Source organism: Nocardia sp. NPDC004711, from assembly GCF_053601595.1.
In genome coordinates this window covers 145,280-171,133 of record NZ_JBSGCB010000004.1, presented here as the reverse complement: position 1 = coordinate 171,133, position 25,854 = coordinate 145,280, and the positions used below count along the sequence as shown (strand labels likewise).

General features: G+C 69.3%; 25 protein-coding genes. 16 read left to right on the top strand and 9 right to left on the bottom strand.

Features of this window, described 5'->3' with window-relative positions; genetic code table 11:
* Positions 1-54: 54 nt before the first annotated feature.
* Together ACWEKS_RS05335 and ACWEKS_RS05330 are read right to left on the bottom strand one after the other, a co-directional pair.
* On the bottom strand, positions 55-858 hold the full coding sequence (locus ACWEKS_RS05335; protein WP_452338926.1) for an amino acid-binding protein: 804 nt from the start codon (positions 856-858) through the stop codon (positions 55-57).
* Between the two features lie 153 nt (positions 859-1,011).
* Complete coding sequence (locus tag ACWEKS_RS05330) at positions 1,012-1,347, bottom strand: TfoX/Sxy family protein (RefSeq protein WP_379428042.1); 336 nt, start codon at positions 1,345-1,347, stop codon at positions 1,012-1,014.
* Positions 1,348-1,487: 140 nt separating this feature from the next.
* Between ACWEKS_RS05330 and ACWEKS_RS05325 the strand changes: the two genes are divergently transcribed.
* Positions 1,488-1,691 carry a hypothetical protein gene (locus ACWEKS_RS05325; RefSeq protein ID WP_452338925.1) on the top strand — a complete coding sequence of 68 codons (204 nt, stop codon included), beginning with the start codon at positions 1,488-1,490 and terminating at the stop codon, positions 1,689-1,691.
* Positions 1,692-1,700: 9 nt separating this feature from the next.
* On the opposite strand, the gene ACWEKS_RS05320 is transcribed toward ACWEKS_RS05325, so the two are convergent.
* From ACWEKS_RS05320 to ACWEKS_RS05305, 4 genes are all read right to left on the bottom strand, one after another.
* Entirely contained in the window at positions 1,701-2,240 is a 540-nt protein-coding gene (locus ACWEKS_RS05320) for a DUF4333 domain-containing protein (RefSeq protein ID WP_452338924.1), read from the bottom strand.
* 168 nt (positions 2,241-2,408) lie between these two features.
* A complete protein-coding gene (locus tag ACWEKS_RS05315; RefSeq protein WP_379428039.1) occupies positions 2,409-3,035 on the bottom strand; it encodes an MBL fold metallo-hydrolase in 627 nt (208 codons plus the stop codon).
* Positions 3,035-4,120: an S-(hydroxymethyl)mycothiol dehydrogenase gene (locus ACWEKS_RS05310; protein WP_452338923.1), complete on the bottom strand. Its 1,086-nt coding sequence runs from the start codon at positions 4,118-4,120 to the stop codon at positions 3,035-3,037. The genes ACWEKS_RS05315 and ACWEKS_RS05310 overlap by 1 nt, the downstream gene beginning before the upstream one ends.
* A 122-nt stretch (positions 4,121-4,242) precedes the next feature.
* Positions 4,243-5,121 carry a LysR family transcriptional regulator ArgP gene (locus ACWEKS_RS05305; protein WP_452338922.1) on the bottom strand — a complete coding sequence of 293 codons (879 nt, stop codon included), beginning with the start codon at positions 5,119-5,121 and terminating at the stop codon, positions 4,243-4,245.
* 73 nt (positions 5,122-5,194) lie between these two features.
* Between ACWEKS_RS05305 and ACWEKS_RS05300 the strand changes: the two genes are divergently transcribed.
* Complete coding sequence (locus ACWEKS_RS05300) at positions 5,195-5,812, top strand: LysE/ArgO family amino acid transporter (RefSeq protein ID WP_452338921.1); 618 nt, start codon at positions 5,195-5,197, stop codon at positions 5,810-5,812.
* Between the two features lie 126 nt (positions 5,813-5,938).
* Here the strand turns inward: ACWEKS_RS05300 and ACWEKS_RS05295 are convergent, their stop codons facing one another.
* From ACWEKS_RS05295 to ACWEKS_RS05285, 3 genes are all read right to left on the bottom strand, one after another.
* Positions 5,939-6,748, bottom strand: coding sequence for a hypothetical protein (locus ACWEKS_RS05295; RefSeq protein ID WP_452338920.1), 810 nt, complete (start codon positions 6,746-6,748; stop codon positions 5,939-5,941).
* Between the two features lie 88 nt (positions 6,749-6,836).
* Positions 6,837-7,847, bottom strand: coding sequence for a Gfo/Idh/MocA family protein (locus ACWEKS_RS05290; protein WP_452338919.1), 1,011 nt, complete (start codon positions 7,845-7,847; stop codon positions 6,837-6,839).
* A gap of 14 nt (positions 7,848-7,861) precedes the next feature.
* Positions 7,862-8,866, bottom strand: a complete 1,005-nt coding sequence (locus ACWEKS_RS05285) for a LacI family DNA-binding transcriptional regulator (protein ID WP_452338918.1) — start codon at positions 8,864-8,866, stop codon at positions 7,862-7,864.
* 252 nt (positions 8,867-9,118) lie between these two features.
* On the opposite strand from ACWEKS_RS05285, the gene ACWEKS_RS05280 reads away from it, so the two are divergent.
* The 14 genes from ACWEKS_RS05280 to ACWEKS_RS05215 all read left to right on the top strand — a co-directional run bounded on the left by ACWEKS_RS05280 (position 9,119) and on the right by ACWEKS_RS05215 (position 25,843).
* Positions 9,119-10,036 carry a TIM barrel protein gene (locus ACWEKS_RS05280; protein ID WP_452338917.1) on the top strand — a complete coding sequence of 306 codons (918 nt, stop codon included), beginning with the start codon at positions 9,119-9,121 and terminating at the stop codon, positions 10,034-10,036.
* Between the two features lie 18 nt (positions 10,037-10,054).
* Positions 10,055-11,050, top strand: coding sequence for a sugar ABC transporter substrate-binding protein (locus ACWEKS_RS05275; RefSeq protein ID WP_452338916.1), 996 nt, complete (start codon positions 10,055-10,057; stop codon positions 11,048-11,050).
* 19 nt (positions 11,051-11,069) lie between these two features.
* Entirely contained in the window at positions 11,070-12,125 is a 1,056-nt protein-coding gene (locus ACWEKS_RS05270) for an ABC transporter permease (protein WP_452338915.1), read from the top strand.
* Positions 12,122-12,934: an ATP-binding cassette domain-containing protein gene (locus ACWEKS_RS05265; RefSeq protein WP_452338914.1), complete on the top strand. Its 813-nt coding sequence runs from the start codon at positions 12,122-12,124 to the stop codon at positions 12,932-12,934. Before ACWEKS_RS05270 ends, ACWEKS_RS05265 begins: the two co-directional genes overlap by 4 nt.
* Entirely contained in the window at positions 12,931-13,869 is a 939-nt protein-coding gene (gene iolC / locus ACWEKS_RS05260) for a 5-dehydro-2-deoxygluconokinase (RefSeq protein WP_452338913.1), read from the top strand. Before ACWEKS_RS05265 ends, iolC begins: the two co-directional genes overlap by 4 nt.
* Positions 13,860-14,753: a Cgl0159 family (beta/alpha)8-fold protein gene (locus tag ACWEKS_RS05255; protein ID WP_452338912.1), complete on the top strand. Its 894-nt coding sequence runs from the start codon at positions 13,860-13,862 to the stop codon at positions 14,751-14,753. The genes iolC and ACWEKS_RS05255 overlap by 10 nt, the downstream gene beginning before the upstream one ends.
* Positions 14,750-15,652 carry a 5-deoxy-glucuronate isomerase gene (iolB, locus tag ACWEKS_RS05250; protein ID WP_452338911.1) on the top strand — a complete coding sequence of 301 codons (903 nt, stop codon included), beginning with the start codon at positions 14,750-14,752 and terminating at the stop codon, positions 15,650-15,652. The genes ACWEKS_RS05255 and iolB overlap by 4 nt, the downstream gene beginning before the upstream one ends.
* A complete protein-coding gene (gene iolD, locus ACWEKS_RS05245; protein ID WP_452338910.1) occupies positions 15,649-17,514 on the top strand; it encodes a 3D-(3,5/4)-trihydroxycyclohexane-1,2-dione acylhydrolase (decyclizing) in 1,866 nt (621 codons plus the stop codon). The genes iolB and iolD overlap by 4 nt, the downstream gene beginning before the upstream one ends.
* A gap of 151 nt (positions 17,515-17,665) precedes the next feature.
* Positions 17,666-19,168 (top strand): hypothetical protein, encoded by a 1,503-nt coding sequence (locus ACWEKS_RS05240; RefSeq protein WP_452338909.1) that lies wholly within the window; start codon positions 17,666-17,668, stop codon positions 19,166-19,168.
* 108 nt (positions 19,169-19,276) lie between these two features.
* Positions 19,277-20,428 (top strand): serine hydrolase domain-containing protein, encoded by a 1,152-nt coding sequence (locus tag ACWEKS_RS05235; protein ID WP_452338908.1) that lies wholly within the window; start codon positions 19,277-19,279, stop codon positions 20,426-20,428.
* A 445-nt stretch (positions 20,429-20,873) separates the two neighbouring features.
* Positions 20,874-21,683 carry an alpha/beta hydrolase fold domain-containing protein gene (locus ACWEKS_RS05230; protein ID WP_452338907.1) on the top strand — a complete coding sequence of 270 codons (810 nt, stop codon included), beginning with the start codon at positions 20,874-20,876 and terminating at the stop codon, positions 21,681-21,683.
* A gap of 26 nt (positions 21,684-21,709) precedes the next feature.
* Positions 21,710-22,285 carry a TetR/AcrR family transcriptional regulator gene (locus ACWEKS_RS05225; protein ID WP_452338906.1) on the top strand — a complete coding sequence of 192 codons (576 nt, stop codon included), beginning with the start codon at positions 21,710-21,712 and terminating at the stop codon, positions 22,283-22,285.
* The gene (locus tag ACWEKS_RS05220) at positions 22,282-23,685 is read left to right on the top strand and encodes an FAD-dependent monooxygenase (RefSeq protein WP_452338905.1); all 1,404 of its coding nucleotides are present in this window, start codon (positions 22,282-22,284) and stop codon (positions 23,683-23,685) included. Before ACWEKS_RS05225 ends, ACWEKS_RS05220 begins: the two co-directional genes overlap by 4 nt.
* 205 nt (positions 23,686-23,890) lie before the next feature.
* The gene (locus ACWEKS_RS05215) at positions 23,891-25,843 is read left to right on the top strand and encodes an MFS transporter (RefSeq protein WP_452338904.1); all 1,953 of its coding nucleotides are present in this window, start codon (positions 23,891-23,893) and stop codon (positions 25,841-25,843) included.
* The last annotated feature ends 11 nt before the right edge of the window (positions 25,844-25,854 follow it).

Sequence of the window (25,854 nt, the reverse complement as noted above, 5' to 3'; positions counted from 1 at the left end):
CCGGTACCGCGTCCTGAATGGTGAGATGCGCGAAGGGAATCCGCTGGTGACGGGTCAGTGCCGGGCGGTGACCAGGGCCAGATCGGTGAGCCGGTGTGCCCGGGCGACCTCGGCGGGCGTGAACGGCTCCCCGGTACGCAGGAAGGTCATGGCCGCGAGATCGTCGTGCGGACCGATCTCGAGCAGGGTGCCGCCGGGCGCGCGGCCCGGGTCCGGATCCGGAACGTATTGCGCACCCAGCAGTTCGGCGATCACCAGCGGCAGTTCCGCGGGGTCGGCGGCCACCCGCGCGGCCAGTCCCAGTGCGCGCGTCTGGCCGTCGACCAGGGTGAGCGCCGACGCGGGCCAGATGCCGGCGGCGACCCCGCCCGCGCGGGCGATGGCCTGGGTCAGCCGCTGCGGGCCGAGCTCGGCCGGTGTGGAGACCACCAGCTCGTCGAGCACGCCGTTCTCCAGGTGATGCACGTGCACGGCCAGGATGTTGGCCCGCCGGTCGGCGAGCTGCTTGGCCAGCAGTTCCAGCCGCCCGGGCTTGTCGTCCAGGTGCACCCGGATGCGCCAGAGCCGCTCGGCGCTGTCGAGACGGTGGCGGTGGCGCAGTTCCGGGGCGTGCAGCCAGCGGCCGAGATAGCGCATGGCGCCGGGTTCGACCACCCAGATGACGAGGATGGTTGCGGCGACGGCGAGCACGGAAACCGTTGCCAGATAGGGCAGTTCGAGGTGGACGACCAGGGCGTGCAGGGCGAGTTCGACCGGGAAGACCGCGGCGAGTTTGGCCAGCGCCATGCGGGTGCGTTTCGGATGGGGCAGACGACCGCAGACTTCGCAGGCCAGCGTATGAATCTCGGTTTGCCTCATGTTCACCACAGTGCTGGACGCAGGTTTCCCCGGCTGTGGTGCGGTGTAAAGAAGGGGTGACGGAACCCGGCAAACCTCTTGCGGCAATTGGTCATTCGGTGAAGCGGGACACAGTCACGCCGGAGCTGTGCCCCGGCACACACCGATTGCGCCCTATTTGGGCGGTAGCGTCTTGGCGAAATCGACCCCGCGCCGGACCCATTCGTCGAGCACATCGTCGTCGGCGACGGTCGCGGTGGTGACGCGCAGCCACCCGTGCATCTTCTTGCCGCCCATCTCCATCGGCTCGACCGACCCCGCCCGCAGCAGCGCCGCGGAGGTATCCGGATCGGTCCGCACCATCAGCCCGCCCTTGCCGCTGGCCGCGACGGCCATATTGCCGCCCACCAGGAACGCCAGGCCGCCGAACATCTTCTTTTCGACCACATTGACCAGTTCGGGCCCGAGCGCGTCCCGAATCCGGTCGGCCAGCTCCTCGTCGTATGCCATACCCGGCATTGTGACCCACCCGACCGACAGATCCGGGCCGCGGCGCGGACTCGGGGCCCGGCCGGGCGCGGACCCACCGCCACCCCGCGCTACCGCCGGATCGCCGCGAGCTTCGGCCGGCTGGCGCACGAACAGGGCCTGTGCGGCTGCTGACCCGGCTCATCGACCGCATCCGGCCCGCCCTGGACCAGTTGGACGACCTCGCCTTCGTCACCGACACCGTGGCCGCGCTCCTGGCGCGCGGCAACGGGGCGCGGCGTCAGGTCAATGCCTTCCGAACCCGCGGCCAGCTCTCGGACGTGGTGGATGAACTGGCCGAGGCCACGCTCTATACGTGCCGATAGTCCCCGGTATCAGGGCATCGGCTGGTCGTCGACGATCATGTCGTAGTTGACCTTCGAGCCTTCCACGTTCGTGGTCTTGGCGGTGACGCCCCAGCGGGTGCCGTCGGATTCGGTCACCACGCACCGGATGGTCGAGCCGGTGGCGCCGCGCAGCAGGCCGTTGCAGGTGGAGGACTGCGGGGCGGCGCCCACCTTCGACTGGTAGAAGTTCGAGACACTGGAAGCCACATCGTCCGGCGCGACGAAGGCGTCGGTCAGGGTCAGGTCGTAGTAGACGTCCTTGCCGTCGACCTTGGTCACCTTGGCATTGATCGCCCAGGTCTGCCCGTCGGCGGAGGTGGCGGTGCAGGTCTGGGTGGCGTCCACCTTGGCGGGCAGGCTGCCGTCGCAGGTCACGGTTTTCGCGTCCTCGTGCGACTTGTCCTTGTAGAAGCTGGTGGCCTTCGTCTGCACGTCGCTCTTGCTCACCGAGTCCGAACCTGATGATGAGCACCCCACGGCGAGCAGCGGCACGAACGTCAAGGCCAGAGCGGCTGTCAGTTTTCTCATGGACAACTTTAGGCGCCGGTTTGCCGGGAAAATCTCGCGAATGAGCTTGCGAAACCGGCGAATCCGGCGTGTCCGGGGCTGGCGCGCCGCGGTGCGGGGCGGATTAGGGAACTTGACAGAGGACCGGCCCGGCGATCTGCGCCGGACCGGTCCTGCTGCCGCGATGGGTCAGTTCACCCGGGCGCGCCACTCCTCGAGCTGTGGGGATTCCGCGCCGATGGTGGTGGATTCGCCGTGCCCGGTGTGCACCAGGGTCTCCGGCGGCAGGGTGAGCAGGCGGTCGGCGATCGAGTCGACGATGGTGCCGAAGTCCGAGTAGGACCGACCGGTCGCACCCGGCCCGCCGTGGAACAGGGTGTCACCGGTGAACACCACGCCCAGGTCGGGGGAGTGGAAGCAGACCGCGCCCGGGGCGTGCCCCGGGGTGTGCAGCACGTGCAGTTCGGTCCCGCCGACCTCGATCACCTGTTCGTCGGACAGTTCGCCGTCGGGGCTGGTCTCCGGATGCGTGTGCTGCCACAGCACCAGGTCGTCGGGATGCATGAGCACGGGAGCGCCGGTGGCCCTGGACAATTCGGGCGCGACGCGAATGTGGTCGTCGTGCGCGTGGGTGACCAGGATGGCCTTGACCTTGCGGGTGCCGATGACATCCAGGATCGCCTCGACATTGTGGGGCGCGTCGATGACGACGCACTCCAGGTCGTCGCCGACCACCCAGACATTGTTGTCGACGTCGAAGGTCTCGTTGTCGAGGCTGAAGGTGCCGACGGTGACGGCGTGGTCGATGTGCGCCATCAGAACACCACCACCGAGCGCAGTACGTCGCCGTGATGCATCTTGGCGAAGGCGGCTTCGATATCGGTCAGCGAAATAGTCTCCGTCACAAAGGCATCCAGGTCCAGGCGGCCCTGTTTGTAGAGCTCGACGAGGTAGGGGAAGTCGCGTGAGGGCAGGCAGTCGCCGTACCACGAGGACTTCAACGATCCACCGCGGGAGAAGAAGTCGATGAGCGGCATCTCGAGGGTCATCTCCGGTGTCGGCACGCCCACCAGCACCACGGTGCCGGCCAGATCGCGCGCGTAGAACGCCTGTTTCCAGGTCTCGGGGCGGCCCACGGCATCGATCACCACGTCGGCGCCGAAGCTGTCGGTGAGTTCCTGAACCCGTTCCACCGCATCCTCTTTGGCGGCGTTGACGGTGTGGGTGGCCCCGAATCCGGTGGCCCACTCCAGCTTCCGCTCATCGATGTCGACCGCGATCACGGTGGTCGCGCCCGCCAGCTTCGCGCCCGCGATGGCCGCGTTGCCGACCCCGCCGCAGCCGATGACCGCGACCGAGTCACCGCGGCCGACCCCGCCGGTATTGATGGCCGCGCCCAGCCCGGCCATGACACCGCAGCCCAGCAGCCCCACCGCAGCGGGGGACACGCTGGGGTCGACCTTGGTGCACTGCCCGGCGTGGACCAGGGTCTTCTCCGCGAAGGCGCCGATGCCCAGGGCGGGGGTGAGCGGGGTCCCATCGGTGAGGGTCATGGGCTGGGAGGCGTTGAAGGTCGAGAAGCAGTACCAGGGCTTGCCCTTGCGGCAGGCGCGACACGAACCGCACACCGCCCGCCAGTTCAGGATGACGAAATCGCCGGGCTCGACATCGGTGACGCCCTCGCCCACCGATTCCACGATGCCGGCGGCCTCGTGCCCGAGCAGGAACGGGAATTCGTCGTTGATGCCGCCCTCGCGGTAGTGCAGGTCGGTGTGGCACACCCCGCAGGCCTGCACCCGCACCACGGCCTCACCCGGACCCGGGTCCGGGATGACGATGTCGGTGACTTCCACCGGGGCGTTCTTCGAGCGTGCGATGACGCCGCGCACAGTTTGGGACAACGAAATTCCTTCCTGGCTAACCGCAATGCCTTCGACTATCGCATCCGACCCCGCCCACGTCATCTATTACCCCGGGTGACGGAAAACGAATCTCCTTGTGGCCGATCGCAACCTGTGGCCTTTCACAACAGGGATTCCGCGGCGGCTTCGGCGATCGTAGCGGCCACGAGGGTCAGTGCCGGGGAATCGAGCCGCCATTGCTGCCAGTAGAGCGGGACATCTACGAATACCTTCTCATCCAGCGGAATCAGCTCGTCCTCGGGGCGGATCATGAGGTCGGGGATCATCCCCCAGCCCATGCCGGCGCATACCGCGTCATTGAATCCGGCCGAGGACGGTATGTAATGCCGGGGCGGATCCACGGGCTTGCGGGTGTAGTGGCGCATGAGCCGGAACTGCAGATCGTCCTTGCGGTCGAACAGCACCACGGGCGCGTGTGCGAACGATTTCGCATTCGCGCCGTCGGGAAACCAGGTGCGGGCGAAGGCGGGCTGGGCCATGGGCCGATAGCGCATGGCCCCCAGTCGCCGCACCGTACAGCCCTGCACCGGCGCGGCGGTGGAAGTGATGGCCGCCATGACGGTGCCGTCGCGCAGCAGGCGGGTGGTGTGTTCCTCGTCCTCGCGATGGATGTCGAACGACACCCCGGCGGCGGCGCGGCCGAGCGCCGGAATGACCCAGGTCTGCAGCGAATCGGCATTGACGGCGATGGGAATGACCACCCGGGCGGCGCCGGGCTGGTGCACGTCGCCGAGCTCGCGCGCGGTATCGCTGGTCAGCAGCTGGATCTGGCGGGCCAGCCGCAGCACCGTCAGCCCGGATTCGGTGGGCTGCACCGGTTTGGTGCGCTGCACCAGGATGCGGCCCGCGGCGTCCTCCAGCGCCTTGATGCGCTGGCTGATTGCCGACGGTGTCACGCTGAGCCTGCGGGCGGCGGCGTCGAAGGTGCCCTCGCTGATGACGGCGTCGAGCGCGCGCAGTTGGTCGAGCTGCAGATCCATAGTAAGAAATCGTAATGGTGCCTCAGAATCTTTAGCTGGCCTGGTGCTGGACGCCTGCCCTACTTTCGAGCGTGTGAACGCATCATCGGCGGCCCTGGCGGCCATTTCGGGACTCGGATTCGGCCTGTCGCTCATCGTGGCGATCGGTGCGCAGAACGCCTTCGTGCTGCGTCAGGGGATCCGGCGCGAGCATGTCCTGCCGGTGGTCGCGGTGTGCATCGGCTCCGACGTGATCCTCATGACCCTGGGTGTCGCGGGCTTCGGGGCGATCGTGAACTCGGCCCCGATGATCATGACCATCGCCAGGTACGCGGGGGCGGCCTTCCTGCTGGGCTACGCCGCCCTCGCCGCCAAGCGCGCGTTCTCCGCCTCCGCCCTGTCCGCGGGCGGCGGCGCGCCCATCGCGCTGGGCGCGGCCGTGGCCACCTGCCTGGCCGTCACCTGGCTCAACCCGCACGCCTATCTGGACACCGTCGTGCTGCTGGGATCCTTCGCCAATACCTATGCCACCCCGGATCGCTGGTTCCTCACCGCGGGAGCCATTGCGGGCAGCCTGATCTGGTTCGTCTCGCTCGGCTTCGGCGCCCGGCTGCTGGCCCCGATCTTCGCGAAGCCGCGCGCGTGGCGGGTGCTGGATTCGGTGATCGCCCTCGTCATGACGGGTCTCGCTGTCGGTTTGCTGGTGAGCTGAAACCCTGGGTGGCGGTGACGGCGGTCACATGCGTCTCACCGACGGCCGGATCGCCGAGGTGTGGCGTGGCCGACACCCTCACCCAGCTGATCCAGCCGGGTGTCGTCACCCTGTGGGAAATCGGTCTCAGGACACGGGCTTCCACGCGCCGACGTAGTTGCCGTTGTTGTTTCCGCTGGTGGGCAGGCAGGTGACGGCCCGGCCGCTCGAGGACTTGGCCACCACGTCCTTCTTGAGATTGCAGATCGTGCCGGGCTCGTGCGTTCCGCTGGTCACGGGTCCCGGGCTGTCCCACACATAGGTCGGCGTGGTCGATCCCGCGCGGCGCGAGCACAGCAGCTGGGTGCCGTTCGGGGCGTAGCCGAAGGTCCCGGCCTCGGTCGCGTTGCACGGGAATCCGAGCGAGGGCGTGCTGACCGACAGCCAGCGGAGCGTGTCGTCTCCGGCCACATTGCAGGTCAGGACCGAGCCGTCGCCCGCGACAGCGGTCTGGCCGGCCTGGGTGCAGGTCCCGCTGACCGCGGCCGCGCTGGTCGTCGTGGCGGTCGTGGTGGTGGTGGTGGTCGTCGTGGTGGTGGTGGCCGTGTCGGGCGCCGTGGTCACCTCGGCCGCCTGTGCGGTCGTCGTGGGTGACGCGGGTGTGGTGGTCGTGAGCACGATGCGCGTCGGCGCGGGGCCCGTCGTGGCATTCGGTGCCGCGTTCCAGCTGCCGTGGCCGGACAGGAGCAGGCCGCCGATGGCCAGCAACGCTACGGCGATCGTGGCCGTGAGACCAATGATCACGTACCGGCTGGCCTGCGAATTCCGCGGCCGACCGCCGCCGGGCCCGGCCTGCCGCCCGTCGTGGTCCTCGCGCACCGCGTCGAACACGACGGTGTCCTGCGTCCACAGCTCGTCCTGCGGATGATAGCCCGGTGGTATCGAATTGCCGCTCATCCCAATAGCTCTCGTCTCGGTGGTCCCGCTGTGATCACCGGGCACACCGAAGGGTAAACGGGGAGACCGCGCTGCGGTAGCCGAAGTTTCAGCGGCGGATGTCGGCCAGCCGCACCGGCTTGGCCTGATGCCGGGACAGCTCGCAGGCCTCGGCGATGTAGAAGGCCTCCAGGGCGTCGGCGGGCGGGCACGGATTGGCCAGCCGGCCGGTGATCACGCCCAGGAAGGTGGCCAGCTCCTCGGTGTAGGCGCCGTGGAAGCGGTCCATGAAGCCCGGATAGGCGGGCAGGCCCGAGGGCGATTGGCCGGGTTCGACCGAGTGCAGCGGGGCGCGCTCGTCGAGCCCGACGATGGCATTGCCCTGAGAGCCCAGCACTTCCAGCCGCACGTCGTAGCCCGCGCCGTTGTAGCGGCTGAGCGCGACATTGGCCAGCGAGCCGTCGTCGAGGCGCAGCACCACCGCGGCGGTGTCGACATCGCCCGCCTCAGCGAAGAACCGGTCTCCGCGATTGGATCCGGTGGCGTAGACCTCCACCACCTCGCGGCCGCTGACCCAGCGGATGATGTCGAAATCGTGGACGCCGCAATCGCGGAACAGGCCGCCCGAGCGCGGAATGTACTCGGCGGGCGGTGGCGCGGGGTCGAGGGTGGTGGCGCGCAGGGTGTGGATCCAGCCCAGATCCCCGGCGGCGACGGCGGCGCGCGCGGCCCGGTACCCGGCGTCGAAGCGGCGCTGGAAGCCGATCTGGACCGGCACGGTCGAGCGCTCCACGCGTTCGACCACCTGCAGCGTGCCCAGAATGTCTGCGGCGATGGGCTTTTCGCAGAAGACCGGGATGCCGCGGTCGACGGCGGCGGTGATGAGGGCCGGATGGGAATCGGTGGCGGTGGTGATGACCAGGCCGTCGATACCGGCGGCGAAGAGCGCCTCGATATCGGGCGCGTACTCCACCTCGAGCTTGTCGGCGGTGGCGCGGGCGCGTTCGGCATCGGTGTCGGTGACGACGACCGCGCCCACGCCCGGTAGGGCCCTGAGGGTTTCGGCGTGGGAGGTGCCGATGCGGCCGGTGCCGGCGAGGCCCACTGTGATCGGGGACATGGCGATGGCTCCTGTCAGTCGCGGGGTGGGGCGGTGGTCGAGCGGACGACCAGGGACGGCTCCAGGCGTTTGCGCACCGGGTCGGTGCGGTCGGCGCGCAGTCGCTCGGTGAGGGCCTCCACGGCCAGCCCGCCGATGCGGGTGCGCGGCTGGTCGATGGTGGTGAGCGCGACGTGCCGCAGCGCCGCCAGCGAGGTGTTGTCGTACCCGACGACCGAAACGTCCTCGGGCACACGCAGTCCCGCCTCTTCGAGCGCGGCCATCGCGCCCACGGCATTGAAATCGTTGCCGCACACCAGTGCGGTGGGAAAAGTGCCGGGGGAGAAGATGTTCAGCAGGGTGCGGATGGCGGCCGCGCCCCCCTCGTCGGTGTGCTCGCTGGGAATCACCATGGGTTCGAGGTGGTAGCGGGCCATGGCGGCGGTGTAGCCCTTGCGCCGCGGCGGCGCCGCGAAGGCCGCGCCGCCGTCGAGGTGCACGATGCGCCGATGTCCCAGGGCGACAAGGTGATCCACGGCCAGCGCCGCGCCGAGCTCGCCGTCGTCGTTGACGGTGTCCACGGCCGGGCTGGTGGAGGTGCGTGAGACCAGGACGACCGGGCAGCGCGCCGCCGCGTCGCGAATGGCGGAGGCCGGCAGCACCGGGGAGAGCAGGATGACCCCGCCCGGGCGGAAGCCCAGCAGGCTCTCCAGCGCGGTCCGTTCCCGTGTCGCGCTGCGGCGGCCGGTATTGAGGATGAGCTCCAGTCCGGCCTGCCGCGCCGCCTCGTCCATGCCCTCGACCACATCGGCGAAGAAGGGATTGCGCAGGTCGGACACCATGACTCCGACGATATTGGAGGTGCGGCTGGCCAGCGACCGCGCCATGGCGTGCGGCTGGTAGCCGAGTTCGACGGCCGCGGTGAGCACCGCGCGGCGGCGGTGCTCGCTGACCTTGGGGGAGTTCCGCATGACCAGCGAGACCAGTGCACGGGAGACGCCGGCGCGGGCGGCGACGTCCTCCATGGTTGGTCTGGTCATGGTCGCCTCCCGTCGGTATCGATGTGTGTCGCACGCTACAGCCTTGCCGTGGCCCGAGGCAATGGAGCGCTCTAATCGGATATTCTGGACATCGGTATCCGGCGCCATTTCGCCTGGAAGGCAGCATTTTCCAGGTTTACGCACTACTTTTCGGCACATGTCGAACCCTTGACACCGGAGTGAGCCAGGTTACATTGTTGGAGCGCTCCAACGAGCCTCACCGATGGCCAACGACGGGTCTGGGAAGTGCCGATGACCGAACCGCTCCATCCACTGCGTATCACCCCCTTGCGCATCGCCGCCGCGCCGATCTCCTGGGGAGTCTGCGAGGTCCCCGGCTGGGGGCATGTCCTGGAACCGGACATCGTCCTGGCCGAGATGGCGGACCTCGGCATCACCGCCACCGAGTTCGGCCCGCCCGGCTACCTACCCGACGACCCCGTCGAGCTACGAAAGACCCTGAGCACCTACGGTATTGCGCCGATCGGCGGCTTCCTCGCCCTGGTGCTGCACCGCGAACCCGACCGGGCCGTCACCGCCGCCCGCGCCGCGGCCGAGCGGTTCGCGGCGGCCGGCGCCGAGATCCTGGTGCTGGCCGCCGCCACCGGGCAGGACGGGTACGACACCCGGACGCCCCTCGGTGATCGTGAATGGCGGACCCTCATCGACACCGCGGCCGTGGTCGGCGAGATCGCCGCCACCCACGGCCTGCGCGTCGCTCTGCATCCGCATGTGGGCACCCACGTCGAGACGGCCGCCGAGGTCGATCGCTTTCTCGCAGACTCCGGGCTGGACCTGTGTGTGGACACCGGGCACCTGCTCATCGGCGGCACCGACCCGGTCGATCTGGTCCACCGTCACGCGGATCGCCTCGGGCATATCCACCTCAAGGATGTCCGCGCGGCCGTGGCCGCCGAAGTACGCAGCGGCAGTATCGAATACAGCGAGGCCGTCCGGCAGGGGCTCTACGTTCCGCTGGGTACCGGAGATGTCGATATCGCGGCCCTGATCCGCGCGGCGCACGCCGCGGGATACCGGGGCTGGTACGTGATCGAGCAGGACACCGCATTGCGTCCCGGCGCTACCGCCGCGGGCCCGACGGGCGACGCTCGGCGAAGTCTGCGACACCTGGCCGAGATCGGCGCCGGTCTCGCCTCGGCTCGGATCTAGTGGGAGGTGACGACGACGATGTCCGCAATCTCCCGATCGCGCGGCCCCCGCTGGCTGCGCCTGTCGCCCTGGCTCGCGGCGGCGGCCGTGCTCGCCGCCTGTAGCGGCCCCGGTGCCGATGGCACCGGACCCGCCCAGGCCCCGGTCGCGGTGGGCACCCTGAAGTCGGTGGCCGTGGTGACGCACGGCTCGCCCGGTGACGCCTTCTGGAACGTGGTCAAGAACGGTGCGGAAGCCGCCGGGAAGGATCTCGGTGTCCGGGTCGAGTACAACTCCTCGGGCGATCCGACCCAGCAGGCCAAGCTCATCGACAATGCGGTGGCCCAGGGCGTGGACGGGCTGGTGGTGTCCATGGCCAACCCGGACGCGCTGAAGCCGTCGGTCGAGAAGGCCGTCGCTGCCGGGATTCCCGTGGTGACGATCAACTCCGGGGAGGCCGAGAGCGTCCAGTTCGGGGCCATCGGCCATGTCGGCCAGAGCGAGCGCCTGGCCGGTGAATCCGCCGGGAAGCGGCTGGCCGATGCCGGAAAACACAAGATGCTGTGCGTGATCCACGAGGCCGGGAATGTCGGCGCGAACGAACGCTGCGCCGGCGCCACCCAGGGCTTCGGGGCCGCGACCACGCTGCAGGTGGATATCAACAACCCGACCGATGTGCAGTCGCGCATCAAGGGCGCGCTGGAGGCCGATCGCTCCATCGACGCGGTGCTGACGCTGAATTCGCAGATCGCCGCCCGCGCGGTGGACGCGGTGCGCGAGTCCGCGTCGAAGGCGACGGTGGCCACCTTCGACCTGAATTCCGATGTGGTGAGCGCGATCCGGGCCGGGACGCTGTTGTTCGCGGTGGATCAGCAGCAGTACGAGCAGGGCTATCTGCCGGTGGTGATGCTGAAGCTCTACAAATCGAACCTGAACACCGTGGGCGGCGGCCATCCGGTACAGACCGGCCCCGCGTTCGTGGACAAGAGCAATGTCGATGCCGTCGCCGCGCTGGTCGGCCAGGGCACGCGGTGACCCGGCGGGAGACGATGAGATGACAACGACGACAACGACATCCGAGACCACCACGGTCGCGCCGCCGCCGGATCGGCTGGCCATCCTCAACCGGCTGGTGGCCCGCCCCGAGGTGGGCGCGCTGCTGGGCGCGGGGGTGGTCTTCGTGTTCTTCGGTCTCGTCACCACGAAATTCATGAAGCCACTGGGTATTTCGACCTGGCTGGACGACGCCTCCACGCTCGGCATCATGGCGGTGGCGGTGGCCATGCTCATGATCGGCGGCGAGTTCGACCTGTCCACCGGCGTGATGACCGCCTCCACCGCGTTGATCACCGGGCTGCTGGCGGTGCACGCGGGCTGGAATGTCTGGCTCGCGCTGGTGGTTTCGCTGGTCTTCGCGCTCACGGTGGGTGCCCTCAACGGGTGGGTGGTGATGCGTACCGGATTGCCGAGCTTCATCGTCACGCTGGGCACCTTTCTGGCACTGCAGGGCCTGAATCTCGGTGTGACGCGCTGGGCCACCGGCACCGTGCAGGTGTCGGGCGTGCGCGGCGCGGACGGATATCGGTCCGCCGGTTGGGTTTTCGCCTCCACCACCAAGATCGGCAATGCCAGCATCCAGGCGTCGGTGGTGTGGTGGATCGTGGTCACCGCCATCGCGGCGATCGTGCTGGCGCGCACCCGGTTCGGCAACTGGATCTTCGCGGTCGGCGGCTCGCTGCCCACCGCCCGCGCGGTGGGCGTGCCGGCCACCCGCACCAAGATCCTGCTGTTCATGACCACCGCGTTCGCGGGCTGGATCGTGGGCGCGTGCAACCTCCTGCGGTTCGCAGGCGTGCAGGCCAATCAGGGTGTGGGACTGGAGTTCCAGTACATCATCGCCGCGGTGATCGGCGGCTGCCTGCTCACCGGCGGGTTCGGTTCGGTGGTGGGGGCGGCCATCGGGGCGCTCATCTTCGGCATGGCGCGGCAGGGCATCGTGCTGGCGGGCTGGAACAGCGACTGGTTCATGCTGTTCCTCGGCGTGCTGCTGTTCTCGGCCGTGCTGGTCAACAACGCATTCAAGAAGCGGGCGGAAAGGGTACGCCGATGACCGCGACGGACAACGACAGCGCCGGGACCGCGGTGCCGCTCATCGAAACGGTCGGCATCGGAAAGAGTTACGGCGGCGTGGTGGCGCTGCGCGACGTGTCGACGGTGGTGCAAGCCGGTGAGGTTACCTGCGTGCTGGGCGACAACGGCGCGGGCAAATCGACGCTGATCAAGATCCTGGCGGGCGTGCACCAGCACGACACCGGGGAGCTGCGCATCGAGGGGCAATCGACGCGGCTGTCCTCGCCGCGTGCGGCGCTGGATCTGGGCATCGCCACCGTCTACCAGGATCTGGCGGTGGTGCCGCTGATGAGCGTGTGGCGCAACTTCGTGCTCGGCTCCGAGCCGGTCAAGCGCTACGGCCCGCTCGAGCTGCTGGACCGCAGGCAGGCGCAGGACATCGCGCGAAAAGGTCTGGTGGACATGGGGATCGACATCCCCGATCTGGAGCAGCCGGTCGGCACGCTGTCCGGCGGTCAGCGTCAGTGCGTGGCCATCGCGCGGGCGGTGCACTACGGGGCCAAGGTCCTCATCCTCGACGAGCCGACCGCGGCCCTGGGCGTGAAGCAGGCCGGTGTGGTGCTGCGATATGTGGTGCAGGCGCGCGATCGCGGACTGGGCGTTGTGCTCATCACCCACAACCCGCATCACGCCTACCCGGTCGGCGACCGCTTCCTGCTCCTCAAACGGGGCGCCACGCTGGGCAGCTACGAGAAGTCCGCGATCGATCTCACCGAGCTGACCCGGCAGATGGCCGGCGGCGCCGAACTCGAATCGCTGCAACACGAATTGGAGCGGGTGGTGCCGTGACCGAGCTGGAGGTGCTGACGATCGGCCGGGTCGGCGTCGACCTCTACCCCGAGCAGAGCGGGGTGCCGCTCGCCGAGGTGACGACCTTCGCGAAATTCCTCGGCGGCACGGCCACCAATGTGGCGGTGGCGGCGGCGCGCCTGGGCCGTCGCGCCGCGGTGCTGACCAAGGTGGGGCCGGACGGGTTCGGGGATTTCGTGCGCGATGCCCTCGAAGGGTTCGGGGTGTCGGCACGGTACGTGGGGACGGCGGCGGGACTGCAGACGCCGGTGGTGTTCTGCGAACTGAAGCCGCCCGCGGACCCGCCGCTGCTGTTCTATCGCGCGCCCATCGCGCCGGACCTCACCCTCACCGAGGACGAGATCCCCTGGGACGTAGTCGATTCCGTGCCGCTGCTGTGGGTGACCGGAACCGGGGTGAGCGCCGAACCCGGCCGCACCACCCAGCGGGCCATCCTGGAACGCCGGGCCCGGCGCGGGCACACCGTGCTGGATCTGGACTACCGGCCCATGTTCTGGCCCGATGCGGCGACCGCGCGCGCCGAGATCGGCTGGATGGTCGACCACGTGAATGTGGTGGTGGGCAACCGGGCCGAGGTGGAGGTGGCGGTCGGCACCGCCGATCCCGACACCGCCGCGGACCGGCTGCTGGCCCGCGGGGTCCGGCTGGCCGTGGTCAAGCGCGGCGCGGAGGGCGTGCTCATCGCCACCGGCTCCGAGCGCTGGACGGTGCCGCCCTGCCGGGTGGAGGTGCTGTGCGGGCTGGGCGCGGGCGACGGATTCGGGGGCGCGCTCATCCACGGGCTGCTGTCCGGCTGGGCTCCGCATCGCCTGGCCGCCTACGCCAATGCCGCCGGCGCGCTGGTGGCATCGCGGCTGGCCTGCGCCGATGCCATGCCGACCGATGCCGAGATCGAGGAGATGCTGTGCACCTGAACGATGCGCGGTGGTACGAACTGCTGCACACCCGCGCCACGGACCCCGAGGCCGTCCGGCGCGCCTACGCCGACCGGCGGCGACGCGCGAACCTGCTGTCGGACCGCGGCACCCTGTTCCTGGTGGCCGCCGACCACCCGGCCCGCGGCGCGCTCGGCGTCGGCGCCGACCGCACCGCCATGGCCGACCGCCGCACCCTGCTGGAAAGGCTGCTCATCGCGCTGGCCAACCCCGCCGTCGACGGCGTGCTCGGCTCGCCCGACATCGTGGAGGAATTGCTGCTGCTGGACGCCGTGCACGAGAAGATCGTCATCGGCTCCATGAACCGCGGCGGGCTGGCGGGCGCCGACTGGGAGATCGACGACCGCTTCACCGGCTACGACGCCGAAGCGCTGGTGAAGTACCGCCTCGACGGCGGGAAAATGCTGCTGCGCCTGGTCGATTCGGATCCCGGCACCATCCCGACCCTGGAGGCCTGCGCCCGCGCGGTCTCCGAACTGGCCGAGCACGGGCTCATGGCCATGGTGGAACCCCTGCCCTACGCCCGCGACGCCGACGGTGCGCTGGCCATGCACAAGGACTCCGCCTCACTGCAGCGAGCCATTACCGTCGCCTCCGGTCTCGGGGTCACCTCCGCCTACACCTGGCTGAAAATACCTGCGCCCGAGGATGTCTCGGTGCTCGACGCCACTACACTCCCCGTCGTCATCCTCGGCGGTGCGCCCTCCGGCGACCCGGAATCCGATCTCGCCTCCTGGGGCGCGGCCCTGCGCCACGATGTCGCGCGCGGCCTGGTGGTGGGCCGCAGCCTGCTCTACCCGCCGGACGGGGATGTCGCCGGTGCGGTGCAGGCCGCCGCCCGGGTGCTGGAGGCGGCACGATGAGCTCGGTGCTGAAGGACCTGCATCGACCGGCCGGAACGCTGGCGGATTCGGGCGATCCCGTGCTGCTGACTCCGGAGGACGCGGGCTGGGCCTACGCCGGGTTGCGGGTGCTGCGGCTGGCGGCGGGGGAGCGGCGGGTGGTGAGCACCGGGGACTTCGAGGCGTTCGTGCTGCCGCTGGCCGGGGCATGCACCGTGCGGGTGGACGGGCTGGTGTTCGAACTCGCCGGGCGGGATTCGGTTTTCACCCGGGTGACCGACTTCGCCTATGTGCCGCGCGACGCGGAGGTGGAGCTGACGACGGTGGACGGGATCGAGGTGGCGCTGCCGATGGCGCGCTGCACGAGACGGCTGGACCCGAAATACGGTCCGGCCGAGCGGGTTCCGGTCGAGGTGCGCGGGGCGGGGCGGGCGACGCGGCAGGTCACCAACTTCGGGACGCCGGGTGCGTGGACGCACGCCGACAAGCTGAACGCGTGCGAGCTGCTCACGCCCGACGGGAACTGGTCCTCGTATCCGCCGCACAAGCATGACGAGGCCTCCGAGTGCGAGGTCGTCAACGAGGAGATCTATTACTTCCGCATCGCCGGGCGCGACGGAATCGCCATGGGGCCGGAGGGTTTCGGGATGCACCACATTTACACCGCCGACGGCTCGCTCGACGAGACCGTGGCGGTCCGGGACGGCGATGTGTTCCTGGTGCCGCACGGCTATCACGGTCCGTGCACGGCCGCGCCCGGGTACCCCATGTACTACCTGAACGTGCTGGCCGGGCCCGCGCCCGAGCGATCCATGGCCTTCTGCGACGACCCCGCGCACGCCTGGATACGGGCGGCATGGGCGAGCCAGGCGGCGGATCCGCGGTGCCCGGTCACCTCCCACGAAGGACGGCTCGCATGAAGCTCACGACCGCGCAGGCCCTGGTGGCCTGGCTGATCGCCCAGCGCTCCGAAACCCTCGAAGGCGACGAAGTGCCGCTGTTTCCCGCGGCTTTCGGCATCTTCGGGCACGGCAATGTGCTCGGCCTCGGGACCGCGCTGGCCGAGCATCGCGACGAGCTGCCGCTGTGGCGCGGGCACACCGAGGAGGGCATGGCCCTGGCGGCGGTCGGGCTGGCCAAGGCCACGCAGCGGCGGCAGGTCGGGATCGCCACCTCCTCGATCGGGCCGGGCGCGCTGAACATGGTGACGGCCGCCGGTGTGGCACACGCGAATCGGCTGCCCGTGCTGCTGCTCCCCGGGGACACGTTCGTCAGTCGCGCGCCCGATCCGGTGCTGCAGCAGGTCGAGCACTTCGGCGACCCGACCGTCACGGTCAACGACGCGTTTCGTCCGGTGAGCCGCTATTTCGACCGGATCACCCGGCCCGAGCAACTGCTCGCGACCCTGCCGCAGACGGCGCGGATCCTCACCGACCCCGCCGAGGCCGGGCCCGTGGTGCTGGCCCTGCCACAGGACGTGCAGGCCGAGACCTACGACTTTCCGGACGCCCTGTTCGAGCCGGTCGTCCATCACGTGCCGCGCCCACGGCCGGATCGGCGCGGCATCACCGAGGCCGCCCGCGTCCTGCGCGACGCGCAGCGTCCCCTGCTCGTCCTCGGCGGGGGTGTGCGGTATTCCGGTGCGGGCGGGCAGGCGCTGGAATTCGCTCAGCGCCACGGGATTCCGGTGACCGAGACGACCGCGGGCCGCACGCTGGTCCCGCACGACCATCCGATCTACGCGGGACCGCTGGGCATCACCGGTGCGGCGTCGGCCAATACCCTCGCGGCGGCGGCGGACGTGGTGCTGGCGGTCGGCACCCGCCTGCAGGACTTCACCACCGCGTCCTGGACCGTCTTCGCGCCGGAAGTCCGTCTGGTCCACATCAATACCGCCCGCTTCGACGCCGTGAAGCACGGCGCGCTGGCCGTGGTCGGCGATGCCGACGCCACCCTGCGCGATCTGGAACCCGAAGTCGGCGAGTGGCGCGCCGACCCGGACTGGACGGCACGGGCCGCCGCGGTCCGGGCGGACTGGGACGCGCACATCGACAAACTGCGCGCGCCGACGCCGGGGACGCCCAGCTATGCGCAGATCGTCGGCGCCGTGAACGATCTCAGCGGCGCCTCCGACTACGTCATGACCGCCTCCGGCGGGTTGCCCGGCGAACTGGTGGGCGGCTGGCGCGCGGCCGGCGGCGTACCGACCATGGATGTCGAATACGGCTTCTCCTGCATGGGATACGAGCTCGCCGGAGCCTGGGGTGCGGCGCTGGCCCGGGCGCGATCCGGTGCCGTGGAACCGGAGGGCCTGGTCACCACCCTGCTCGGGGACGGCTCCTACCTGATGCTCAACTCCGAGCTCTTCTCCGCCGCCTTCGCCGGGCATCCGCTGGTCGCGGTGGTCTGCGACAACGACGGGTACGCGGTCATCGCGCGACTGCAGCAGGGACAGGGGGCCGAGCCCTTCAACAACTTCTACGCGGATTGCCGCACCAATCACGCCACCCCGCCCCGGGTCGACTTCGCCGCGCACGCGCGGGCATTGGGTTGCGCGGTGTTCACCGCGAGCGAACTCGGCGAGTTCCGCGACGCCTACGCCGGCGCCCGCGACGCCGCCCGCACCGGGCAGCGGCCCGCGGTCGTGGTGGTCCGCACCCGTCCGTCGACCTGGACCGAGGCCGGCGCCTGGTGGGAAGTCGGTGTGCCGCAGCATCTCTCGGGACGCGCCGAGTACGACCGGAACAAGCCCGGGCAACTGCGCTACACGCGTCCCGCATGATCGACGCCGCCACGCGCGGGTGCTCGGAAATCCGGGCATCCCGCCGGTTGGGCGGCCCGCGCGCCGAATATATGGCAGACTCGGCGCAAACACGCGGACGGTCGCCGATCGGGAAGGCGCGTGCACGGGTTACGGGAGTTTGAAGGTCGCAATGGATCTCAGCGCCATCGAGCGCCAGGTGGCCGCGGATCGCGGGGCCGCGCGGGACCGGACACCCGAAACCGAGCTGGCACTGGCCACCTCGCTGTGTGAGCTCGCCCGCGCGCTCATGGCCACGAAGAACGACTCCGCCCAGCGGGATCGGTCGGCCTCGGCTCTGGAGCCCGCGCAGGAGGCGGTGCTCATCCGGCTGCGCTGGCTCACCGCCGGGCATGTCACCGCGCCCTTCGCCGCCGAGGTGACCGAGGCGCTGCGGTTGTTCGAGCAGGCCGCCCGCACCATCGGGCATCGGGAGCTCGCCACCTCCACCATCCGCAATGCCTGCCAGGCGTATCGGCATGTGGCGCAGAACTATCCGCTCGCGGCGGGCGCGTCCGCGGACGCGCTGTCCAAGTGCAGCGTGTGGCTGTGCCGGCTGGACCCCAAGGCCGCGGTCGCGGCGGGGGAGGACGCGGTGCGTATCCGTGCCGGGCTCTTCGCCGCCGACCCGGATCAGGCCAACCGCTACCTCGCCTCGTTGAACACCCTGCTGCGCACCCTCATGGTGGGCCGCCAGCGCAAGCAGGCGCTGGCCATGTACCGCGAGTGCTACGCGGGTGTCACCACCCCGGCCATGACGCAGCGGCTGCGCGAAATCCGGGTCGAGGACATCGGATTCACCAGCAAGACCGTCACCGCCCTGCGCAAGCTGGAGTGCGCCACCCTCGAACGCGCGGGCTACCTGACCCAGCAGCAGATCCTCTATCAGACAGCCGGTGACCTGGCCACCATCGAGGAGATCAACTGGCAGCTGGCGCTGGTCGGCCTCAAGCCGCTCGCCGCGGGCGCGCTCCCGGACCAGCCGTCCAAACCGGTGGAGATCAGCACCTCCTTCGGCGCGCTGAGCGTGCGCTGCTCCTCGCGCAATGCCGTCACCCTGGTGCGCGCGGCCATCCTCGCCGCCTACACCGCCGACGGCGCGCAACCCGTGCCCAGCTCGGCGTATCTCGGTGTCGACGAAAAGCACTGGAGCACACCCGAACCCGAGCCCAACCGCGCCGAACGACTCGGCGGGGACGTGGTCCTGATCGAGAAGGTCTCCGAGCACTGGGTCTCGGTGAAGAGCCTGAACTGGGAGGTGGCTCCCGTCGGCCGCCACCCGCTGGCGCTGCGCCTGTCGCAGGAGTGGCCGGTCGTCAGCGTCACCACCACCGAGCAGATGTCCTACGAGCTGTGCTGGTACGAAGGCGGCGCCGCCACCCAGTACGCGGCCCTCGGTCTTCCTGCGGCCCAGACGCCGCTCGAAAAGCCGCTGGCCCCCTTGGATTTCAAGGCCCTGTCCGACTACGGCGCGGACTACGCCTCCGAGACCCAGGTCCGCTCCGCGTTCGGTAATACCACCATGTTCACCAAGCTCACCTGCCTGCCCGGCAGTGGTATTCGCCAGGCCGCCGAGGCCGGCCCGCTGGCCTCGCACGGCTCCAACATCCTGTATTTCCGCGGCGTCGACGAGTAGTCGGCGCGCTGTTCGCTGCCCCACCGGATATCTCCACGAGGTATCCGGTGCCGGCGCATGTCGTGTCGAGCACTGGCCTGCAAAATTAGAACGTGTTCTAATTCGGTCATGAACGGATTCGTGAAGGGCGAGGTCGATCCCGCCTTCCGGGCTGTGCGTGAGGTGTTCGAATCGAGCTTCGCCGACGGGCGGAACGCGGGGGCGGCGGTCGCCGTTTTCGTGGACGGGCGGGCGGTCGTCGATCTGTGGGGCGGCGTGGCGGATGCGCGGGCGAACCGGCCCTGGGAACGGGACACCCCCGTGGTGACCTTCTCCTGTACCAAGGCCCTCACCGCCACGGCCGCCCTCGCCGTGGCCCACGACCGGGGAATCGGCTGGGACGAACCGGTGACGACCTGGTGGCCGGAATACGGTGCGGCGGGCAAGGAATCGACGACGCTCGCGGACCTGCTGGCCCACCGCGCCGGGCTGCCGGCCTTCGACCGCCCGGTCTCGGTCGAGGAGGCCGCGGATCCGGCGGCCATGGCAGCGCTGCTGGCGGCGCAGGAGCCGATCTGGGCGCCCGGCGCCGAACACGGCTATCACGCGCTGACCTTCGGGTGGCTGGTCGGCGAATTCGTCCGCAGGCATACGGTATCCACGGTCGGCGACTACGTGCGCCGGCACTTCGGCGCGGAGCTGTGGATCGGCGCGCCGCCCCACATCTCGCGGCAGTCCGCGCGCACTGCTTTCCCGCCTGCCTCGGAGATGGCCTGGACCGATCCTGGCCCGATCGACGCGGCCGCGGTCACCAGGATGGCCGCCGCCTTCCGCGACCCTGGCTCACTCACGATGCGCGCCTCCACGAATCCCGTTGGCTCGTACAACAAGCCGGAGGTTCTGGCGGGCGGCTGGCCTGCCTCCGGCCTGGTCACCACCGCTCGCGCGCTGGCCCGCTTCTACGGCGACCTGGTGGGCGGCGCCCTGCTGCCCACGGCCGTGCTGCGCGACGCGGTCCGTGAGCGGGTGCGCGGTCCCGACTCGGTGTTGTTGCTGGAGAGCGCCTTCGGGCTCGGATACATGCTCCCGTGTGAGAACTTCATCCTCCCCGAGCCTGCCCGCTCCTCGGCGTTCGGCCACCCGGGCGCGGGGGGCGCACTCGGCCTCGGCGACCTCGACAACCGTGTCGCGATCGCCTTCACTCCGAACCTGCGCCGCGACTGGCTCTCCGGTGATCGCCGCGCCCACGACCTGGTCGCCGCCACCTACAGCGCCCTGTAACCGGGAGCCCCGGATGCCGGATGGCGTAAGTCATCCGGCATCTGGGGCTCTGTACGCGGCGCGGTCCGGCAACTCCGTCGGGCAGCCGCGCCGAGATCTGGATCGGCTCGGCCGTCCTGCTGCTCACCCTGGTCGCGGTGCTGCGGCAGCGGTGAGCGAGGCTGCGATCCCGTGCCCGGCAGACCGGGCAGGGCACCGAGATAAGTCTCCGTGCGCGCCGAGTACCCGCTGAGCAGCAAAATGCCGCATAAGGGTTGAAGTGTACGAAACGGTTTCGTACACTTCAGGAGTCCTGATGATCGGCAGCGCGGGGAGGGCTGAAATGTCCAGTGTTAGAGCGCATCTGATGATGTGCGCGATGCGAGTGCTGTGTGTTCGGCGTGGTCTCGACGGGGACGAGCGGATTCGGCGGTCGATCGCGGCGGATCGGCGGAAGGGGCCTGCCGTGCCATCGGCCGCGCTCCGGGCGCGGCTGGACGTGCGGGAGGAGGAGTTCGAGGGACACGGCGTCTATGTCCTGGGTCCGCGATCCGGGCAGCCTCGGCGGCGAGTGCTGTACCTGCACGGGGGCGGCTGGGTGCGGCCCATCACCGACCCGCACTGGCAGACGATCGCGAAACTGGTGGAGCTGCTGGACTGTTCGGTCACCGTTCCGATGTATCCGCTGGCACCCGAGCACACCGCCCGGGAGATCTTCGCGTGGCTGATATCCCTCTACGCCGACCGGGCATCCGGCGACGAGCTGGCGCTCATGGGTGATTCCTCGGGCGGCAACCTCGCGCTGTCCCTGGCGATGCAGGCCCGCGATCGCGGGCTCCCCGCACCGGCGCGGCTGGTCCTGCTCTCGCCGCTGGTGGACGCGACCGTCAGTGATCCGGTGATCGACGAACTCGACCGGATCGACCCGATCATCCCCGCCCGCGGGCTACGAGTGCTGACCCGGATGTTCGCCGGTGATCTCGACCTGAGCGACCCCGTGGTCAGCCCGCTGTTCGGGAGTCTGGACGGGCTGCCGCCGATCGCCCTCTTCAGCGGGACGCGCGAGATCCTCAGCGCCGACGCCCATCGGCTCTGGTCGAAGGCGACAGCGTTGGGCTTTCCGCTGACCTGGCACGAGTATCCGGGGATGCCGCACGTCTGGCCGCTGTTCCCGATTCCCGAGGCGCGGCGCGCGCTCGACGAGATCGCCGCCTTCGTCGTCGGTGCCGGCGGGATCGATCGGGGCCTGTCGCGAGTGCCGGGTTCAGCGGGGTGAACGAAACCGTGTCGTACTCTTCGGTCGTGGTTCGAGGACAACAGCGTGTCGACGCGATCTTGGCGGCAACCGTGGACCTGGTCGCCGAGCGCGGCTACCCGGCATTGACCATGGACGCGGTGGCCGCGCGTGCCAATGCCAGCAAGGCGACCATCTATCGCCGCTGGCGCAACAAGGCCGAGCTGATCAAGGCGGCGCTGGACGCCCACGACGCCCAGCAGAATGCCGACATCCCGGATACCGGCAGCCTGCGCGGCGATCTGGTGGCGGTGCTGGAAACATTGCGCGACAAGGCGTCCGACCGGATCGCCGCGATGATCGAAGGCTTGATCGCCGCCATGCGCCATGATCCGGAGCTGGCCGCCGCACTCCGGGAGCACACGGAGAACGAGGAGCTGTCCCCGTTCCACGACGCGCTACACCGCGCGATCGCCCGTGGCGAGCTACCAGGGGACACCGATACCGAACTCATCCACGACGTGGCCGAGGCAATGATCATGCGCCAGTTGCAGATCGGCGCCCCCTTCGATGCCGCCTTCATCGACCGCCTCGTCGACGACGTCCTACTCGTCCTACTCCAGCATCGAGGAACCACGCAGTGACCGTTCTGATCGTCGGCGCCGGTCCGACCGGGCTCACCCTGGCCTGCGACCTGGCCCGCCATCACGTGCCGTTCCGCATCGTCGACAAGGCCGCCGGAGTCTTCCCGGGTTCCCGGGCCAAGGGTCTGCAACCGCGCACCCTCGAGGTGTTCGAGGACCTCGGCGTGCTCGACGCCATCCGGGCCGGCGGCGAGCCCTTCCCGAAATTCCGCCTGTACCACGGGCGGGAGGTGGTGTGGGAGCGCACGGTCTCCGAGATGCTCGGCGCCCCGGGCCTCACTGCCTCACCGGCGGTGCCCTATCCCGGCACCTGGCTCATTCCGCAATGGCGGACCGAGGAAATCCTGCACGCCCACCTGACCGAACTCGGCGGGCAGGTCGACTGGAACACCGAAATCATCGGTGTCACACAGGATTCCACCGGCGTCATGGCGCAGACCGCTGACGGTGAGATTCGCGCCGACTATCTCGTCGCCGCCGACGGTGGACACAGCACCGTACGGAAGGCGCTCGGCGTCGGTTTCGCGGGCGACACCTTCGAGACCGAGCGCACCCTGATCGGCGACGTGCGCGCCGACGGCCTGGATGGCCGGTTCTGTCACATCCTGACCGGGAACGGTGCTGTGGGCGACCGCTTCTCGCTGTGGAACCTGCCGGACAGCGACCACTACCAGTTCGTCGCCTCGATGCCCGCCGACCAGGTGCCGGACCTGACCCTGGACGGGGTGCGCCGGCTGTGCGGGGACCGCTCCGGCCGCACCGACATCCGCCTGCACGATCTGCGATGGATCTCGCTGTACCGGGTGAGCGTCCGCATGGTCGACCGGTATTGGGTGGGCCGGGTGCTGCTGGCGGGCGACGCCGCCCACGTACATTCCTCGGCCGGGGGACAGGGCCTCAACACCGGGGTGCAGGACGCCTACAACCTCGGCTGGAAACTTGCGGCCGTGCAGGCCGGTGCGGACCCGCAACTGCTGGACACCTATGCGGCCGAACGAATGCCGGTCGCGTCGGCTGTGCTGGGCCTGACCACCCAGCTGCACCGGCAGGACTTCCACGGCGGCGGGGCACCGGCCATCCACCAGCTCGACATCACCTACCGCAACGGTCCGCTGGCGCTCGACGACCGCAGCGAACCCGGCGAGCTCCGCGCCGGAGACCGCGCCCCCGACGGACTCTCCTCCTCCGGCACGAGGCTTTTCGATGTCTTTCGCGGACCGCATCACACCCTGCTGGCCTTCGGCGCCCCCACCCCCGACCTCGGCGTCCCCGCGATCGCCGTGCCGATAGCAGGGGGCTACGACGTGGCCCCGGGCACCTACGTTTTGGTCCGCCCCGACGGCTATGTCGGCGCGATCAGCGAATCCGCCGAAGTCATCGGGAAATACCTGCGGCGCTGACTTCGGGGTGCGTTTCCGGGCCACTCGGCAACTCCGCTGCGAGTGTCTGGAACACGCAATTTGTCGCAACTGTCCAGTGCGGATTTCGGTAACAGTGATTCAAGTCACTCATGACCGCTACCCTGTTTTCACCCGGCTGCTCGTGCTGCGTCGCGAAGGGCTTTTCGGCTGCGCGAAACGCCGTGGAGAGAAAGGCGTCTCGAACATGAGTAGCACACCGACCGCGGTACACCCGGCCGCGGACTTTCCCCCGCCGACGCTGGTCACCGGGCTGTGGCGGCGCAAGCTGCCGCACTATCCGGAAACGCCCGCCCGATCCTGGTATCTGTTCCTCGTTGTCGTCGTGTCGGTAGCGCTGTACTACCAGCTGTTCGTGTCCGGCGCGGTCGGCAATCAGCTGATCGCCTACTTCAATCTGAGCTTCCGGTACTTCGTCGGCATCTTCATCATCGGCGCGGCCTTCGGGGCCGTGGCCTCGGTGGTGACCGGGGTGCTCGACCGGTGGGGGCGGGCCAATATCGTCGCCTACGGCACGGTGATCACCTCGCTGCTCACGCTGTTCGCGCAACCGCAGTGCACGACCAAAGAGGCGTACCTGGCCGTCTACTGCATGATCAGCATCGTCGAGGGCGCGGTGCTGGTGGCCACGCCCGCGCTGGTGCGCGACTTCTCGCCGCAGCTGGATCGCGCCTCCGCCATGGGGTTCTGGACCCTCGGCCCGGTGCTGGGCGCGCTGGTCACCACCGAGATCTCCACGCACACCCTCGACGCCCACCCGGACTGGCAGTTCCACTACCGGCTGGCCGGCATCATCTGCACGGTGATCTCCGTGTTCGGCCTGATCGGGTTGCGTGAGCTCAGTCCGCGACTGCGCGACCAGATCATGGTGTCGCTGCGCGACAAGGCGCTGATCGAGGCACGGGCGCGCGGACTGGATGTCGAGGCGCTGGAACGCAATCAGTGGAAGCAGATGATGCATCTCGACATCGTCGGCTCGGCGCTGGCCATCTCGATCTTCCTGGCGTTCTTCTACACCATCGTCTCGTTCCTGCCGGTCTACATGGCGACCAACTTCGGCTTCACCGCCGCACAGGCCAATTCGCTGGGCAACTGGTACTGGATCGCCTCCGCCATCTCACTGGTGCTGACCGGCATCGTGTCCGACGCGATGAAGGTGCGCAAACCGTTCATGGTCTTCGGCGCGATCATCAGCATCATCGGCTGTTACCTGTTCCTCAGCTACACCGACAAACCCGGCACCGACTACTACACCTTCGCGGCGGTCATGAGCTTCACCGCCGTCGGCACCGGCATCGCCTACTCCACCTGGATGGCGAGCTTCACCGAGACGGTGGAGAAGCGGAATCCGGCGGCCACGGCGGTCGGGCTCGCGGTGTGGGGCGGCGTGCTGCGGACCGTGGTGACGTTCGTGTTGCTGGGTCTGCTCTTCGTGGTCACCGCCGCGGGCACGCTGGTGAACTACGGTCCGCGGCTGCAGACCATCAATGCCAAGTACCACGACGAGATCGCCACCATCCAGACCGTCGGCGCGGATACGCTCACGGCCCTGGGCAAGAATCCGAATGACGAAGCGGCACAGGTCGCCGCGCTGGTGAAGCTGACCGGAGATTCCGCCTCGGACGTGAAGACCACCGTCGAACTCAATGCCAAGTACCCGGACGAGCTGGCCACGCTCCAGGCGATCGACACGCAGGTCCTGGTGAAGCTGATGACGAACCCGAACGATCAGGCGAGCGCGGCGACCGCGGTCGGCCAGGTCGCGAAGAAGTTCAACGTCCCGCCGGATCAGGCCATCGCCCGGATCGCCGCCGCGCAGAAGGTGCCGGTCGATCAGCTCGCAGTGGCCTCCCAGACCGGACCGGCCCTGACGGCGGCGAGCGCCAAGCTCAAGGCCGTGAGCGCCATACCCGCCGACGATCTCGCCTATCTGTCCGCGCACGGGCAGGACGTGAAGCAGGCCCAGATCGACTCGCCCGAGCAGTGGAAGCGCTGGTGGTGGATCTGCCTGGTCGCGCAGATCTGCTTCATCCCGTTCGTGTTCATCATGGCTGGACACTGGAGCCCGAAGAAGGCGGCCGAGGAGGCGGCCGAGCACGACGCGGCCGTGGAGCGTGAGCTGGCGACCATGACCGAGTAGGCGGAAACCGT

Excerpts from the sequence above, each read along its gene's own strand:
- ACWEKS_RS05335 (WP_452338926.1), bottom strand. The coding sequence starts at position 858 with ATGAGGCAAACCGAGATTCATACGCTGGCCTGCGAAGTCTGCGGTCGT.
- ACWEKS_RS05330 (WP_379428042.1), bottom strand. The coding sequence starts at position 1,347 with ATGGCATACGACGAGGAGCTGGCCGACCGGATTCGGGACGCGCTCGGG.
- ACWEKS_RS05320 (WP_452338924.1), bottom strand. The coding sequence starts at position 2,240 with ATGAGAAAACTGACAGCCGCTCTGGCCTTGACGTTCGTGCCGCTGCTC.
- ACWEKS_RS05315 (WP_379428039.1), bottom strand. The coding sequence starts at position 3,035 with ATGGCGCACATCGACCACGCCGTCACCGTCGGCACCTTCAGCCTCGAC.
- ACWEKS_RS05305 (WP_452338922.1), bottom strand. The coding sequence starts at position 5,121 with ATGGATCTGCAGCTCGACCAACTGCGCGCGCTCGACGCCGTCATCAGC.
- ACWEKS_RS05295 (WP_452338920.1), bottom strand. The coding sequence starts at position 6,748 with ATGAGCGGCAATTCGATACCACCGGGCTATCATCCGCAGGACGAGCTG.
- ACWEKS_RS05290 (WP_452338919.1), bottom strand. The coding sequence starts at position 7,847 with ATGTCCCCGATCACAGTGGGCCTCGCCGGCACCGGCCGCATCGGCACC.
- ACWEKS_RS05285 (WP_452338918.1), bottom strand. The coding sequence starts at position 8,866 with ATGACCAGACCAACCATGGAGGACGTCGCCGCCCGCGCCGGCGTCTCC.
- ACWEKS_RS05280 (WP_452338917.1), top strand. The coding sequence starts at position 9,119 with ATGACCGAACCGCTCCATCCACTGCGTATCACCCCCTTGCGCATCGCC.
- ACWEKS_RS05275 (WP_452338916.1), top strand. The coding sequence starts at position 10,055 with ATGTCCGCAATCTCCCGATCGCGCGGCCCCCGCTGGCTGCGCCTGTCG.
- ACWEKS_RS05270 (WP_452338915.1), top strand. The coding sequence starts at position 11,070 with ATGACAACGACGACAACGACATCCGAGACCACCACGGTCGCGCCGCCG.
- ACWEKS_RS05265 (WP_452338914.1), top strand. The coding sequence starts at position 12,122 with ATGACCGCGACGGACAACGACAGCGCCGGGACCGCGGTGCCGCTCATC.
- iolB (WP_452338911.1), top strand. The coding sequence starts at position 14,750 with ATGAGCTCGGTGCTGAAGGACCTGCATCGACCGGCCGGAACGCTGGCG.
- iolD (WP_452338910.1), top strand. The coding sequence starts at position 15,649 with ATGAAGCTCACGACCGCGCAGGCCCTGGTGGCCTGGCTGATCGCCCAG.
- ACWEKS_RS05240 (WP_452338909.1), top strand. The coding sequence starts at position 17,666 with ATGGATCTCAGCGCCATCGAGCGCCAGGTGGCCGCGGATCGCGGGGCC.
- ACWEKS_RS05235 (WP_452338908.1), top strand. The coding sequence starts at position 19,277 with ATGAACGGATTCGTGAAGGGCGAGGTCGATCCCGCCTTCCGGGCTGTG.
- ACWEKS_RS05215 (WP_452338904.1), top strand. The coding sequence starts at position 23,891 with ATGAGTAGCACACCGACCGCGGTACACCCGGCCGCGGACTTTCCCCCG.